This window comes from Actinacidiphila acidipaludis, from assembly GCF_019890725.1.
Lineage (GTDB): Bacteria > Actinomycetota > Actinomycetes > Streptomycetales > Streptomycetaceae > Actinacidiphila > Actinacidiphila acidipaludis.
In genome coordinates this window covers 144,264-157,973 of sequence record NZ_JAINZZ010000001.1, presented here as the reverse complement: position 1 = coordinate 157,973, position 13,710 = coordinate 144,264, and the positions used below count along the sequence as shown (strand labels likewise).

The following is a 13,710-nucleotide window of genomic DNA, read 5'->3' as shown; positions in this document are numbered from 1 at the left end:
CCCGTCAGTGGCCGGCGCTCTGGCCGCCGTCGACGGGCAGGATCACGCCGGTGACGAAGGGGGCGTTCTCCAGGTAGATCACGGCGTCGACGATGTCGCTGACGTCGCCGATGCGGCCCACCGGATGCAGGCTGCCGAGGAACTCGTGGGTGTCGGCGGCGTGCATGGGGGTCTTGATGACGCCGGGGGAGACGGCGTTGGCACGGATGCCCTGCTTGGCGTACTCGGTGGCCAGCGCCCTGGTCACGGACTCCAGGCCGCCTTTGGTCAGCGAGGCCATGGTGCCGTTGACGGTGGCGATCGCATGCTCGGCGTTGCTGGCCGTGATCTGGACGATGTGCCCGCCGCCCTGGGCGAGCATGTGCGGGACGGCCGCCTGCGTGATGTGGAAGAAGCCGTGCAGGTTCACGGCGAGCAGCCAGGTGAAATCGTCGTCGGTGAAGTCGGTGAACGGCTTGCCGACGAAGATCCCGGCGTTGTTGACCAGCGTGTCGATGCGTCCGAACCGCTCCACCCCGGCATCGATGACGCGCTTGCCGGTGGCCGGGTCGCCGATGTCGCCCCGCACGGTCAGGATGCCCGGGTCGCCGGACGGGCCGATGGTGCGGGACGTGGCGACCACGTCGCAGCCGATGGCTCGTCACACGGCGACGAGGCCGGCGCCCGTGCGCTGCGACGCGCCGGTGACGACCGCGCCTTCGCTGGCCTGCGTGCTCACCATCATCTCTTCCCTGCGCGCGGGTGCCGACCGTCGGGCACTCCGGCGGAAGCCGGTCCGTGCTCGCTCCATCTGTATGACAGGGAACCCGACGCAGATGTGACATAGACGGCAGAAGACCCGGTGCGGGACGGTATCGGACGAACGACTCGTTGGACGTTCTGGTTTCCGAGGGCCTGACCGGGGCGTTACTGCCGCGTCGGCGGGCCGCGAGCACGACAGGACTCGACGCACGATGGCGAAGAAGACACGTCCCCTGGCCGGCGAGCTGCCCCGGGCGGTGTTCGATCCGGCGCGTCTGGCGGCGGTCGCCGACTCCGGGCTGCTGGACTCCGCCCCGGAGAGCACCTTCGACGATCTCGCGCAGCTCGCGCTGGCGGTCACCGGCGGGCAGAAGGCGTTCTTCACTGTGGCCGACGGACGCCGTTCGTTCTGGAAGTCCGCGGTCGGCGTCGACCTCGCGGCGGGGCGGGAGAACGACATCCGGGACAGCCCGTGCCACCTCCTGATCGGCACCGGCGAGGAGCTCGTCGCCGAGAACGCGGTGACCGATCCGCGGATCAAGGACCTCGCGGCCGTCGACGCGCTCGGCGTCGGAGCGTGGGCGGGCTACCCCGTGGTGTCCCCGGACGGTCACGTCCTGGGCGGGCTGTGCGTGGTCGACAAGGACGCCCGCCCGTTCACCGCCGTCCAGCGCGAGGCCCTGCGTACCCTGGCGCGGTCGGTGTCCTCCGAGATCGCGCTGCGCCAGGCGCTCGGACTCGCCCGGGCGTCGGCGGAGGCCTCTGCGGCGCTGGCCCGTACCCTGCAGGACAGTCTGCTTCCGCCGCGGCTGCCCGAGACGCCGGGGCTGGACGTGGCCGCGATGCACCGGCCGGCCACCGCCACCGGCATGGCCGGGGCCGAAGTGGTCGGTGACTTCTACGACCTGTTCCGTACGCGCGGCACGAGCTGGTGCGCGGTGATGGGCGACGTGTGCGGCAAGGGAATCGCCGCGGCCAAGGTCACCGCCCTGGCCCGGTACACCGTCCGGGCCGAGGCCACCCAGCGCACCCGGCCGGCCGGCGTCCTGTACCGCCTCCACGAGGCACTGGCCGAGCAGCAGGTCAGCGAACGGTTCCTGACCGCCGCCCTGGCCGTGTTCCGCCCCGACGCCGACGGGATCACCGGCCGGTACGCCAGCGCCGGGCACCCACCCGCCCTGATCCGCCGCGCCGACGGCACCGTCGAGGAACTGCACGCCGACGGTATCGTGCTCAGCCCCGAGATCCCGGCCTCCCGCGACCACCACGGTGAGACGCACTTCCGCCTGTCGCCCGGCGACGCCCTGCTGCTCTACACCGACGGCATCACCGAAGCCCGCGACGACAACCGGGGGCCGCTCTTCGGGGACGACCGTCTCGCCACCGCCCTGGCCGCCACGCGCGGCGCGGCCGCCGCGGACACCCTCGAACGGCTCTGGCGCGCGGCGTCCGACCACTCCGGCGGCCACGCCGTCGACGACACCGCGCTGATGATGGTGCGCGTCACTCCCGGCGCCTGAACGCGGCCGGGCGCCAAGCGCGGCTCCAGGTGCGGCCAGACGTGCTCCTTCGAGCCCGGCTCCGGGTACGGCTCCGGGCGGCCTACAGCGGCGCCGCGGGCCGCAGCCGCGGGTCGCGGATCATGGCGGTGATCTCCGCGGCGGCCTGGGCGGCTCGGCCGGGGCGGCGAAGGCGCCGTTCCATGGACGGCGACCCCACGACGCCGAGACGGATCTCCGTCGCCATGTCGCCCCGCTCGATGATCAGTTCGCCGAACGCGCTGTAGCGGGCGGTGCCGACGAGGTTCCAGGGGACGAGCTCCTTCGACGACCAGAGAACCCCGAGACGCAGGCCTTCGGCGTCGGCCGTGATCTCCCAGGTCCCCAGACGATGGAGGCCGTTCAGCAGCATCAGGACGATCACCCAGAAGAACGCCAGCGGCACCCGGGCATGCGCGTCGACGGCACCCACGGAGACCGCGACGGCAATGAGGACCAATGCGACGCCGGCCCAACGGGCCACCGGACCGGCCTTCCAGCGCACGGGTGCGGCGGCCGGGGTCATACGGCTCATCGCCTCTTGGGTGAGCGCTTCCATCGCGCGGTCGTGCTCCGCTTCGCGCCGTGCCGGACGGCGCGGGGGGCGTGAGCCGCCCCGGTCACGCCGGCCCGCGGGGCCTGCCGGCCGTTCGGGGGCTATCGGGGACAGTGCGACCTCGGTGAGCCGCACGCCGTCCGGACCGGCCGGACGGTCCAGGACCACGGTGCCGCCCTCGCTGAGGGCGCCGTAGGCCGTGGCCGTGCCGAGCGGGCCATGCACCTTCCCATGACCGACGAAACGCAGGACCGGCCGCAGACCGGCGGTGTCGTCGAAGGCGAACAGCTCCGTCATGCCGCCGTTCTGGCGGGCCCGGACACGCATGACCGGAACCGCCGCACCGGCCAGAGCGACGGCGCGGCGCCGCGCCAGCAGGGCGGACATCCCCGCGATCACGCCCAGACCGGCCAGTCCGAGTCCCAGCGCCTGGCGTACGAAATGATCGCCGTACGGCTCGGCGGCCAGCCGCACCGACCGGCCCTGCAGCAGAACCCGCACGGTGCTGACGTCCCGATAGGTGCCGTTGACGTCGAACGTGTGGCGTCGGCCGTCGGGCAGACGCACGGTCAGGGTGGAGTCGTCCGCGCTGTATCCCACCACCGGGACGTCCCGCACGGTGGACGCGCGGACCGCCCGGTCGATCGCCCGGTCGTCCGCGACCACGCTCGTGATCAGTCCCGCGGCCGACGCGCCCATCAACACGGCCGCGACCAGGCGGATCAGGCCGTGCTGCCGGGGACTCGCGTCCGCGGGCATCGGTGCGAAGGCCGTCAGGCCGCCGGCCGCCTCCCGGACGAGCACCCGTTGACGACGGCGCGCCCGCAGCCGAGCCGCACCCACGCCCCAGCCCCAGCCCAGCGCCGCGATGATCCCGCCGACCGAGATGTTCTCTCCGGCGCCGCCCACCCACTCCTGGGGCTGGGCCGAGTACACGATCAGCAACGGCGCGGTCACCACCGCCACTTCGGGCAGCATGAACAACGACACCAGATACGGCAGGATCAGCATGGTGCCGACCGCGTCGAACCACTGCTCCCCGCACGGCGCCTGTACCGAGCACACGGGATCGGGTGTCTGCGCCACCGCGGCGATCGCGGCCGCCACCAGCAGCAGCGCCGGCAGGCCGGGCCGCAGCCAGCGCGGTGGCCGCGCGTCCACCCACCGCTGGGCGTCGACCTGCCGCCACGGACGGGCCGGTACCTCGACGGACGAAGACGCGCTGTTCGACATGTGCGCATTATGAAGCCGTTTCGCGGGAGAGTTCTGCTCGGGGTCGTGCGGGTACGGCCTGGTCAGCGCGGCACCGCCTCCCTCGGCGCTGAGGGCCGCCGGGTATTCGGCAGGAGGAACATGACGCAGAGGACAGGAACGACCGTCGCCGTCACGGGAGGCGCCGCGGGACTCGGGTACGCCATCGCTGAGGAACTGGTCGGCCGCGGAAGGACCGTCGTCCTCCTCGACCGGGACGAAGCGGCATTGGACGCCGCCGTCACCAGCCTCGGCGCGGGCCGCGTCGAGGGTGCCGGCGCCGACCTGTCGACCGTCGAAGGCGTCCGCGCAGCCGCGGAGGTGCTCCTGGCCCGCGGGGACGTCGCCGCCCTCGTGAACAACGCCGGCGGCTGGCTGCCGGGCGAGCAGTACCCCGAGGCCGGCCCCGACCGGTGGCTGGCGGCCCTGACGCTGAACCTCACGGCTCCGATGCTGCTCACCCAGCTGCTGTGGCCGACGCTCGCGGCGGTGTCCGGTGCGGTGGTGAACATCGGGTCCAGCGGCGGCCTCGGCGACACGGCCTACGGCTCACCGGAGTACGGCGCCGCGAAAGCGGGCCTGCGACGCTTCACCACCAGCCTCGCGGGACGCCGCGACGTCCGCGTGATGGCCGTCGTGCCCGGGTGGATCGGCCTCGACCGCGGACGACGGCAATGGGCCGCCCTCTCCCCGCACGACCGGGCCGAGGCCGGCCCCCTCGTCCCACCGGAACAGATCGCGTCCACGGTCCGCCGCCTCCTGGAATCCGGCCGCGCGGGCGAGGTGGTCCACATGCTCCGGGGCGACCAGCTCTGAGCCGTCCCTCCGGGGGCGGGATGTCGTTTGCAGGGGGACGCCCCGGAGGCTTTCGCGTCGTCACCGCGCGGTCGACTCAGCGCCGGCCACCGAGGCGAGGCGCCACGTACTCGCCGAACAGCGGGTCGTACGGCAGCCCTTCGCTGTCCGTCAGCAGGTAGTCCGGCTCAGTCTTCGAGGCGGCCGCGTGCAACCGGATGACGAGGTCGGTCGCGCTCATAGCCGCCAGCGAAGCACCACCGACCGCTCTGCGACAGGGGGAGCGGTGCCGCACGATCACGCCACGGTCTGAGGGGCGTCCCTCAACCGACGCGAGTCTCAGGCTCGTCGGGGATAGTCACGATCTTCGGCGTAGGGCGCAGCGAGGTCGAGAAGGTCGTCGCATGGCCAGGTCTGGCCGTCGTACTGACAGTCATCCCTGATTTTTCCGGCGGAGCCCCGCCGCGGGAGGTCGTCCCGCCCTGCCTCAGAGCGCGATCCGTCCATCGCCGTGCGGCCAGTCCGCGGGGAGCGGTGCGTGGATGGTGACGTAGCGGTCGACGTCCGTCATGAGCATGCGGGGCTTGTCGAGGGGGTGGCCCGGGCGCGGCAGGATCGCGTACAGGTGGATGTTCGCCGGGAAACGGAAGGCGCGGCGCAGGTCCTCGACGTGGAACGGCTGCGCGAGGGTCAGGGACCGGTCGTCCAGGAGTTTGTCCGAGCGGCCCCAGGCGGACAGCACCCGGTTGCCGCAGGCGAGTTCGGCCTCCACGATCGGGAGGAGGTGGGCGTACGGGTGCTCCCGTGTGCCGGCCGCTGCGATGGGCCGGCGCGGGCCGTTCGGCGGGAGCTCCTCCTGCGTGGCCACGGCGTTCACCTTCCGGGCGATTCTGGAGATCCCCTGGACGCTAACCTCTCGCCATGGCTCAGTCCACTCGTTCCCCACAGGTCGTCACGCGGCTCGTCGACGGAAGCATCTGTGCCTACGACCTGACTGCCGATGCCGGGGGCGTGCTGTCACCCGTCCTGATCTGTCGGCCGTCCGTCGGGGATGACGTCGTCGGCCACGCCGTTACCGCAGACCTCCAGCGCGCCTATTACACGACCCTGAACGCGGTGGTCTGCGTGACAGCAGACGGCACCGAAGTCTGGCGGTCGGAGTTCAGGCCGCGGTCAGACCAGCTTTTCGGGCACCGGCCCAGCTGCGTGCTGTCGTTGGACGGACACGTCGTCTGGGTCTACCGGCCTGATGCCATGGCCGGCCGCAACCGCCCCGACCAGTGGGTTGCCCTGGAAGCCCGGACCGGAGCGGTCATCGCGCAGGCGGATCTGGACACCGTGGGCCATGGCGGTCAGCATCTGCTGCACCAGGCGGGCGATCAGGTGTTCCTCGATGTGGGAGAGGGACAGGACGGCTCGGTGATCTACCGGGCGTCGGTGGCCGAGGGCCGGATGGATCTCATCCGCTACCCGTGGAGCGACCGGTGCCTCATGGACCTCGCACCCGACGGACGCCAGTTCATGACGGTCGCCCACGATCAGGCCGACGTCGCCCTCCACACCTACCCGGACGGCGAGGTGACGTTCGCCCTCTCCGTCGATGCCTTCGGACACGACCCGGACGAGATCTGTGTGGAATGGAGCGGTGGCTACCTGGACCAGGACACCGTCGTCGTGACCCTCGCCGGTGAGACCGAGGACGAGCAGGAGTGGTTCCGCCACTACCGCGTCGAGGTCACCTCCGGCCAGGTACAGGGTGAGTTCGACGCTCACGCGGGCGATCCCTACGACATCCAGCCCCTCGGAGACGGATCCTGGCTGACCGCCGGCCCGTCCGGTCACCCGATCCGCTGGACGGACACACCGCGCCCCCGGCCTCGTAGGCTCGGTCCATGACCGAACGTGCCCTCGTCCCCGAAGACTTCGTCGTCCCCACCGAGCTGATCACCCCGCGGTTCCGCCTGGAGCCCCTGGGCCCCCAGCACAACGCGGCCGACCACGCCGCCTGGACCGGCAGCATCGAGCACATCCGTGCGACTCCGGGTTTCCAGGGCAGCTGGCCTCCCGTGGACGGGATGTCCCTGGAGGCGAACCTCGCCGATCTGCGGCGTCACGCGGACGACTTCGTCGAGCGCCGCGGATTCACCTACACCGTCATCGAGACCGGCAGCGGCGACGTGATCGGCTGCGTCTACATCTATCCCGCGCGCGACGACGCGCACCTCACCGACGTCCGCTCCTGGGTCCGGGCCGACAGAGCCGAATGGGACGCCCCTCTGTACGCGGCCGTCTCGAGCTGGCTGTCCACCGACTGGCCGTTGGGAAGCATCAGTTATGAGCCCCGCTGACAGGCACGTCGTCGCAGGCCGGCCTGCGACGGCGGAGGAGGCGCTGCGCGCGGCCGAATACTGGGGCGCCCAGGTGTACCGCGGTCTGCGCGCCGGCGAGCGCGTGGACGATGAGGCCGTCCATCTCGCGTGCCTGTTGCTCGACTGGGGCCATCACGCCGACGTCGTCCGCGACCTCGTGACGCGCCGGCCGGCGGACATCCCCGAGCCGGAAATGGCGGAGCTGGCGGCGGCACTCCTCCGGGTCAGCGGATTCGACCCGGGCTTCGCGCTCGCCCCCGAGCGCTTGGCCGTCCTGGAGCAGGCGGTGCGGAAGGTCGCGGCGGACTTCGCGGGCAGCGCGATCGCGGGCATCGACGGTCTGCACCTCGTGCGGACGGACGACGTCGGCCCCCGAGCCCTGCTCGCCCTCGGGGACGGCACGCTGCTGAACATGGGAAACGGCCTGGCGCCCGCGACGGGAGACGACCCGGTGCGGGCGGCGGCCGAGGTCGCGGCCGAGGTGCAGGACGAAGTCGCGGCCCGCTTCCGGGTGGTCTGGCCTGTCTGCGTCGAACATCGCCTGGGCGCGCGCCCGGCGGTGACGGCCCGCATGGCGCGCTGGCGGTGTGCGGTCGGCGGCCCCGTCGGACACGACATGGCAGAGGTGGGCCGCCTGGGCACCTCCAAGCAGGCCCTGCGAGCGTCCGTCCCGCCTCGCGACGGTCCCGCGAGCCGGTGACGCGGGACGGGAACACCGCTCCCGCCGGCCGGTGTGGCTGACGTCTTGATCGGCTTCTCGCGTGCCTCCTACGGTGAGGCCGTGGAGACGACTCAACGGCCCGCAGCCCGGGTCATCTGCCTGGACGTCGCGCATCGCGTGCTGCTCCTGCACTGGCGTGACCCGTTCGACGGCTCATGGCTCTGGGAACCGCCCGGCGGCGGCATCGAGCCCGGCGAGACGCCGCTGGCCGCGGCACGACGCGAGTTGGCCGAGGAGACCGGGCTCGACCCGGCCGCGGTGCTGGACCGGTCCGTGCCGGTCCAGCGGGACGTGCGCTGGAACGGCAGGCGGTACGTCGGGACCGAGCGCTTCTTCGTCGCGCACTTCGCCGATGAGCAACCGTCGCTCGTGCGCACCGGTCTGCTCCCGGACGAGCAGGTCAACCTGGACACGCACCGGTGGTTCGCGTGGCCGGAGCTGGGTGCGCTGCCCGACCCGGTCGAGCCGCCGCGGTTGGCGACCGTGCTCGGCGCCCTGGTGCCGGACGGCCCGTGGCGCGATCGGGACGGTGCGTGAGGCGGGCACAGCCCCTACGACCACGGCCGCGCCGGCCGTGACCGACGTGCGGGGGGGAGGGCGCTGCCCCTCAGGCAACGCCCGGCCCACGCGGGTCAGTTCGGCAGCTCCTGCCCGCCCTGCTCGACGATCTCTGCGACGACCCCGAAGGGGTCGTACTCCGCCATCTCCGCGCGGACGGCCTGGGCGCGTTCGCGGAACGACGCGTCCGACATCACCCGGCCGACGGCGGCGCGCAACGCGTCCTCCTCGGGCCGTCCGGTGCGCAGGTCGATCCCGGTCCCGGACCAGGCGACGCGCGCCGCGACCTCGGGTTTGTCCTCGCTCTCCCCGGCGACCACGAGCGGGACGCCCTGGCGCAGGGCCGTCTGCACCCCGCCGTAACCCGCATTGGTGACCAGGACGTCCGCCAGCGGCAGGAGGCGGTCGAAGGGGACGAAACCGGCGAGACGCGCGTTGCCGGGCACGTGGCCGTCCAGGGCTTCACGGACCAGGTCCGGGCCGTCGGGGCGGGCGGTCGCGGCGACGACGACGACGTCCGATTCCGCCAGCGCCCGCACGGTGGGGACGACGAGCTGGGACAGGTCCTCGTTGGCCACCGTGCCCTGGGTGACCACGACGACGGGCCGGCCGGACGACAGGTCCGCCCACCAGTCCGGCAGCGGGAAGTCCCCACCGGGGCCGGGAGGGATGGCGCCGATGAGACGGAACCCCTCGGGCGCGTCGCTGCGCGGATACTCGAAGGCCGGGACGCTCAGCTGCAGCAGGTGATCGGGAACCGTGCACCAGGCGTTGAACAGGAAGTCCGGCAGCGTGACGCCCATGGACGCGAACACCGCTTCCGCGTGCTGCTGCACGTCGGCGAGCGCGGACCGGGCCCGCGTGCGCATCTCGGCGTAGCGTTCCCGCTCCTCGGACGTGGCCGGCGGCGGCAGGCCGGGCCCGAAGGGTGCTGTGTCCGCGCTCTCGAAGGTGGGCGGGGCGATGCCGATCTGGACCAGGGTGGGGCGTTCGCCGCGGGGCGCGCGCAGCGCCATGGGAAGGGTCCCCAGGTTGGACAGTTCGCCGATCACCGTGGTCGCGGGGAACTCGGCGAGGATTTCCCGCAGCCGCCGGTCGTGGTGGGGCGCGGAGTCGAGGAAGAAGTACTTGAGAACGTAGGCCATCTGCTCGGCCGGCGGGAGCTTCTCGTGCTCCGGCGGCGGGGAGCCCGGCTCCCGCTCCTGGTAGTCGATCTCCGCGGGGAACGGCTCGAACCGCGCCCCGGTCGCCCTGGCCCGTTCCTCGAACAGCCTGCCGGTGTAGAAGACCACCTCGTGGCCGCGTCTGGTCAGGTCGGCCGCGATCGCCGACAGGGGCGCGAAGTGTCCCTGCGTGGGGAGCGAGGTGACGATGACCTTGGCCATGATTCCCTTTTCGTGCGGGGTGGATCGGCGTGTGCCCGGGGCGCGGGTGCCCGGCCCGGCGAGGACGGGCACAGTGCGGTTCCACTGTCCCGGTCCGTCGCTGCCGGTGGCAGGCCGTCCTGTTCGGGGGAGTGCCGTTCCGGGGCGTGACACACCCTGGTCCGAGCGTCGCCATTGTGCCTCACCTGGGTGAACGACTCCTCGCCGACCGGGTCCGGCTCACCCCCGGCGAGGTCCGCTACGACCGCTTCTCGGACAGCGGCCGTGAATCCGAAGTCACCGTCCCCGTAGCCGAGTTCAGAGCCGAGGCGTGCAAGGACAGGTGAGGCGCACCGCGTTCCTCCGCCCGGCCGCTTCGCCCTGAAGCCGCTACGAGGTGATGGAACCCTGGAAGCGGTAGCGGTCGCCCCGGTAGATGGCCAGGGTGAGTTCGAGGGGCCGGCCGTCCTGGTTGTAGGCGAGCTGCAACGCCAGCAGGACGGGCGTGGCGTCGTTGATCTCCAGGAGTTCGCGTTCGGTGGCGTCCGGCAGCCGGGCCTCGACGGAGTACTCGGCGACGCGCGGCAGTTGCGGCGGATCGGCCTTGCGCAGCGTCGCGAAGAGCGAGGCGGTGGTGAAGTCCGTGTCGGCCAGCGCGGGGCACAGCGCGAGCGGCAGGCGGTTGTGTTCGACCACGACGACCTGCTCGTCGATGTAGCGCAGCCGCCGCATCTCGAACAGGGCGGCACCGGGGCCGATCCGCAGCTTCTCCGCCTCGCTGACGGTCGCCGGCCGCACCGCGGAGTGCAGGACCCGGCTGCGGGTGGTCAGGCCGTGCTTGGCCGCGTAGTCGGCGAAGCCCTCGACCGCGTGGCTGCGCGCTCCGGGGGGCTCCGGCGTCCCGGCGTCGCCGGGCTTCGTCGCCGCGGCGTGCCGGGTGACGAACCAGCCGCGGGCGGCCGCGGACTCGACCATGCCCCGGTCCGACAGTTCCGTGAGGGCCGCGCGCAGCGTGACGCGCGACACGCCGTACCGCGTCGCCAGGGTGCGCTCGGACGGCAGGCGGTCGCCGACCCGGGCGCCGTGGGAGGAGAGATCCGCCCACAGACGCCCGGCGACCTGGGCGTACAGGGGCAGCGCGTCGTCGGCCAGCAGTCCCCGCGGGAGGGACGGGACGGGATCCACCGAGGAAGTCATACCAGAGTAATACCAGAAGACGACCATTGACGGCCACCCCCTGGCCCAGTACGGTTCGTTCAAGCTTGGACTTTGGGCCTGAACAGGGCTGAAGTATGGCAAAGGTACGCAAGGAGCTCGTAATGGGGAGCTGGCTGGACGACGTCGTCCAACAACAGAAGGCCGGACGATCCCAGGGCATCACCTCGGTGTGCTCGGCTCATCCGCTGGTCATCGAGGCGGCTGTCCATCAGGCACGCGATACGGGTGATCACCTGCTGGTGGAGGCCACCTCCAATCAGGTCGACCAGTACGGCGGCTACACCGGCATGCGGCCCGCGGACTTCCGCGATCTGGTGCACGGCATAGCGGTCGACAATGGTCTGCAACTGGACCGCGTCATTCTCGGCGGCGACCACCTCGGACCGAACCGGTGGCAGAGCCAGCCGCCGGACGAGGCGATGGAGAAGGCCTGCGCTCTCGTGGCCGCCTACGCCGCCGCCGGGTTCACCAAGATCCACCTGGACTGCAGCTTCCCCTGCGCCGGCGATCCCCGGCCGCTGACCGACGACCTGGTCGCCGACCGCGCCGCGCGGCTGATCCGGGCCGCCGAGGACGCCGTGGGCCCGGAGGCCGCCGAGCGCATCCGCTACGTGATCGGGACCGAGGTCCCCACGCCCGGCGGCGCCCACGAGGAACTGCACGCGCTCGCCCCCACCGGCGCCGAGGCGGCCCGCACCACCCTGGAACAGCACCGCAAGGCGTTCGCCGAGCACGGCATCGAGGGTGTCTGGCCGCGCGTCATGGCCCTGGTCGTCCAGCCGGCCGTGGAGTTCGACCACCTGCAGGTCGTCGACTACCGGCCCGAGCAGACCGTCGCACTGCGCGAGGTCCTCGACGAGGAACCCGCCATGATCTTCGAGGCGCACTCGACCGACTACCAGACCGTCGAGGCCCTCACCGCGCTGGTCGACGACCACTGGGCGGTCCTCAAGGTCGGTCCCGGGCTCACCTTCGCACTGCGCGAGGCCCTCTTCGCCCTGGCCGCGATCGAGGACGAGCTGGTCCCGGCCGCCGAACGCTCCGGACTGCCCGAGGTCGTGGAGCGGCGGATGCTCGCCGAGCCCGGCCAGTGGGAGAGCTACTACCCGGGCAGCCCGGCCGAGCAGCGACTGGCCCGCCGCTACAGCTACAGCGACCGGCTCCGCTACTACTGGCCCGACCCCGAGATCGCCGACGCCCAGGCCCGGCTGTTCGACAACCTCGCGGCCGTGGACATCCCGCTGCCGCTGCTCAGCGCCCATCTTCCCCTCCAGTACGCCCGGGTCCGCCGGGGAGAGCTCGCGGCCCGGCCGCGCGACCTCGCCATGGACCGTGTCCGCGACGTCCTGCGCGACTACAGCCGCGCCTGCGACCCGAACCACAAGGAGTCCGAGTGACGACCTCCCTCTCCGACGGCCCGGCCGTCGACGACGGGGCACTCCACACCGTCCGAGAGATCGCCCAGCAGCCGGCTCTGTGGCGGGAGGTGGACCGCATCGTCACGGCCTCCCGCGCGACGCTGGACTCCTTCCTGCAGCCGTTGCTGGCCCGCCCCGACCTGCGCGTGGTGCTCACCGGCGCCGGCACCTCCGCGTTCGCCGGGCAGGTGCTCCAGGCAGCGCTGTCGCGCCGGCTGGGGGTGCGCGTCGACGCCGTGGCGACCACCGACCTCGTCGCCGACCCCCGCGGCTGCCTCACCGAGGACGTGCCCACCCTTCTGGTGTCCTTCGCGCGGTCGGGCGACAGCCCCGAGAGCGTGGCCGCCACCGATCTGGCCGAGCAGGTCCTCTCCGAGGTCCACCACCTGGTGATCACCTGCAACGCGCAGGGCAGCCTGGCGGTGCGGCACGCCGACCGGCCCGCGTCCCGTGTGCTGCTGATGCCCGCCGCGTCGAACGACCAGGGCTTCGCGATGACGTCGAGCTTCACCTGCATGACGCTCGCCGCGCTCCTCGCCCTCGGCGGCGACGCCTACGACGGGGTCGCCGAGCGCCTGGCCGCCGCCGCCGAGTCGATCGTCGCCGACGCCGACCGGACGGCGGGCGCCCTGGTGGCCCGCGCGCCCGAGCGGATCGTCTACCTGGGAAGCGGCGCGCTGAAGGGACTCGCCGGGGAGTCGGCCCTCAAGGTGCTCGAACTCACCGGCGGAGCGCTCGTGGCCTCCTCGGAGTCCTCGCTGGGCTTCCGGCACGGCCCCAAGGCCGTCCTCACCCGACGGACCGTCGTCGTCGTGTACGTGTCGAACGACCCCTACACCCGCCAGTACGACCTGGACATCGCCGCGGAACTGCGGGGCAACCTGCCCGCCGGCAGCGTCGTGACGGTCACCGCGGACCCCGGCGCCGCGGCGCCCGGGGCGGACCCCCACAGCTGGGCGCTGCCCGGCCTCGAGGACGTCGAGGACGTCGCCCTGGCCCTGCCGGCCGTGGTGTACGCCCAGATCGTGGCCCTGCGCGCCTCCCTCTCCCGGGGGATCCGGCCGGACCAGCCCTTCCCCTCGGGTGAGGTCAACCGCGTGGTGCAGGGCGTGATCCTGCACTCCCTGCACAACTGAGACAGTCGGCTCACAGCGGCGTGGCGGGGGCGCCGGACGGAGGTT

The 13,710-nt window shown here is 72.5% G+C and carries 14 protein-coding genes and 1 pseudogene; 9 read left to right on the top strand and 6 right to left on the bottom strand.

Annotation, left to right across the window (positions count from 1 at the left end):
• Positions 1-4: 4 nt before the first annotated feature.
• Positions 5-718 (bottom strand): annotated as a pseudogene (locus K7862_RS00720) (SDR family NAD(P)-dependent oxidoreductase).
• A 235-nt stretch (positions 719-953) separates the two neighbouring features.
• On the opposite strand from K7862_RS00720, the gene K7862_RS00715 reads away from it, so the two are divergent.
• On the top strand, positions 954-2,261 hold the full coding sequence (locus K7862_RS00715; protein WP_222959442.1) for a PP2C family protein-serine/threonine phosphatase: 1,308 nt from the start codon (positions 954-956) through the stop codon (positions 2,259-2,261).
• An 82-nt stretch (positions 2,262-2,343) separates the two neighbouring features.
• On the opposite strand, the gene K7862_RS00710 is transcribed toward K7862_RS00715, so the two are convergent.
• On the bottom strand, positions 2,344-4,068 hold the full coding sequence (locus K7862_RS00710) for a hypothetical protein (RefSeq protein ID WP_222959441.1): 1,725 nt from the start codon (positions 4,066-4,068) through the stop codon (positions 2,344-2,346).
• A 120-nt stretch (positions 4,069-4,188) separates the two neighbouring features.
• Here K7862_RS00710 and K7862_RS00705 point away from each other — a divergent pair, with 120 nt between their 5' ends.
• Positions 4,189-4,902: an SDR family NAD(P)-dependent oxidoreductase gene (locus K7862_RS00705; RefSeq protein ID WP_222959440.1), complete on the top strand. Its 714-nt coding sequence runs from the start codon at positions 4,189-4,191 to the stop codon at positions 4,900-4,902.
• Positions 4,903-4,978: 76 nt separating this feature from the next.
• Here K7862_RS00705 and K7862_RS00700 read toward each other — a convergent pair whose 3' ends face one another.
• Complete coding sequence (locus K7862_RS00700) at positions 4,979-5,122, bottom strand: hypothetical protein (RefSeq protein WP_222959439.1); 144 nt, start codon at positions 5,120-5,122, stop codon at positions 4,979-4,981.
• 246 nt (positions 5,123-5,368) lie between these two features.
• Entirely contained in the window at positions 5,369-5,749 is a 381-nt protein-coding gene (locus K7862_RS00695; protein ID WP_222959438.1) for a hypothetical protein, read from the bottom strand.
• Positions 5,750-5,802: 53 nt separating this feature from the next.
• On the opposite strand from K7862_RS00695, the gene K7862_RS00690 reads away from it, so the two are divergent.
• The 4 genes from K7862_RS00690 (at position 5,803) to K7862_RS00675 (ending at position 8,508) form a co-directional block, all read left to right on the top strand.
• Positions 5,803-6,777 carry a hypothetical protein gene (locus tag K7862_RS00690; RefSeq protein ID WP_222959437.1) on the top strand — a complete coding sequence of 325 codons (975 nt, stop codon included), beginning with the start codon at positions 5,803-5,805 and terminating at the stop codon, positions 6,775-6,777.
• Positions 6,774-7,229 (top strand): GNAT family N-acetyltransferase, encoded by a 456-nt coding sequence (locus tag K7862_RS00685; RefSeq protein ID WP_222959436.1) that lies wholly within the window; start codon positions 6,774-6,776, stop codon positions 7,227-7,229. Before K7862_RS00690 ends, K7862_RS00685 begins: the two co-directional genes overlap by 4 nt.
• On the top strand, positions 7,216-7,950 hold the full coding sequence (locus K7862_RS00680; RefSeq protein ID WP_222959435.1) for a diacylglycerol kinase catalytic domain-containing protein: 735 nt from the start codon (positions 7,216-7,218) through the stop codon (positions 7,948-7,950). Before K7862_RS00685 ends, K7862_RS00680 begins: the two co-directional genes overlap by 14 nt.
• An 81-nt stretch (positions 7,951-8,031) precedes the next feature.
• Complete coding sequence (locus K7862_RS00675; RefSeq protein ID WP_222959434.1) at positions 8,032-8,508, top strand: NUDIX hydrolase; 477 nt, start codon at positions 8,032-8,034, stop codon at positions 8,506-8,508.
• A 95-nt stretch (positions 8,509-8,603) separates the two neighbouring features.
• Here the strand turns inward: K7862_RS00675 and K7862_RS00670 are convergent, their stop codons facing one another.
• Entirely contained in the window at positions 8,604-9,914 is a 1,311-nt protein-coding gene (locus tag K7862_RS00670; protein ID WP_222959433.1) for a nucleotide disphospho-sugar-binding domain-containing protein, read from the bottom strand.
• 176 nt (positions 9,915-10,090) lie between these two features.
• Here K7862_RS00670 and K7862_RS00665 point away from each other — a divergent pair, with 176 nt between their 5' ends.
• The gene (locus tag K7862_RS00665; RefSeq protein ID WP_222959432.1) at positions 10,091-10,240 is read left to right on the top strand and encodes a hypothetical protein; all 150 of its coding nucleotides are present in this window, start codon (positions 10,091-10,093) and stop codon (positions 10,238-10,240) included.
• Positions 10,241-10,283: 43 nt separating this feature from the next.
• Here K7862_RS00665 and K7862_RS00660 read toward each other — a convergent pair whose 3' ends face one another.
• A complete protein-coding gene (locus tag K7862_RS00660; RefSeq protein ID WP_222959431.1) occupies positions 10,284-11,090 on the bottom strand; it encodes a GntR family transcriptional regulator in 807 nt (268 codons plus the stop codon).
• 122 nt (positions 11,091-11,212) lie between these two features.
• Between K7862_RS00660 and K7862_RS00655 the strand changes: the two genes are divergently transcribed.
• Complete coding sequence (locus tag K7862_RS00655; protein WP_222959430.1) at positions 11,213-12,508, top strand: D-tagatose-bisphosphate aldolase, class II, non-catalytic subunit; 1,296 nt, start codon at positions 11,213-11,215, stop codon at positions 12,506-12,508.
• Positions 12,505-13,665, top strand: a complete 1,161-nt coding sequence (locus K7862_RS00650) for an SIS domain-containing protein (RefSeq protein WP_222959429.1) — start codon at positions 12,505-12,507, stop codon at positions 13,663-13,665. Before K7862_RS00655 ends, K7862_RS00650 begins: the two co-directional genes overlap by 4 nt.
• Positions 13,666-13,710 lie beyond the last annotated feature (45 nt).

Excerpts from the sequence above, each read along its gene's own strand:
- K7862_RS00715 (WP_222959442.1), top strand. The coding sequence starts at position 954 with ATGGCGAAGAAGACACGTCCCCTGGCCGGCGAGCTGCCCCGGGCGGTG.
- K7862_RS00710 (WP_222959441.1), bottom strand. The coding sequence starts at position 4,068 with ATGTCGAACAGCGCGTCTTCGTCCGTCGAGGTACCGGCCCGTCCGTGG.
- K7862_RS00705 (WP_222959440.1), top strand. The coding sequence starts at position 4,189 with ATGACGCAGAGGACAGGAACGACCGTCGCCGTCACGGGAGGCGCCGCG.
- K7862_RS00700 (WP_222959439.1), bottom strand. The coding sequence starts at position 5,122 with ATGAGCGCGACCGACCTCGTCATCCGGTTGCACGCGGCCGCCTCGAAG.
- K7862_RS00690 (WP_222959437.1), top strand. The coding sequence starts at position 5,803 with ATGGCTCAGTCCACTCGTTCCCCACAGGTCGTCACGCGGCTCGTCGAC.
- K7862_RS00685 (WP_222959436.1), top strand. The coding sequence starts at position 6,774 with ATGACCGAACGTGCCCTCGTCCCCGAAGACTTCGTCGTCCCCACCGAG.
- K7862_RS00680 (WP_222959435.1), top strand. The coding sequence starts at position 7,216 with ATGAGCCCCGCTGACAGGCACGTCGTCGCAGGCCGGCCTGCGACGGCG.
- K7862_RS00670 (WP_222959433.1), bottom strand. The coding sequence starts at position 9,914 with ATGGCCAAGGTCATCGTCACCTCGCTCCCCACGCAGGGACACTTCGCG.
- K7862_RS00660 (WP_222959431.1), bottom strand. The coding sequence starts at position 11,090 with ATGACTTCCTCGGTGGATCCCGTCCCGTCCCTCCCGCGGGGACTGCTG.
- K7862_RS00655 (WP_222959430.1), top strand. The coding sequence starts at position 11,213 with ATGGGGAGCTGGCTGGACGACGTCGTCCAACAACAGAAGGCCGGACGA.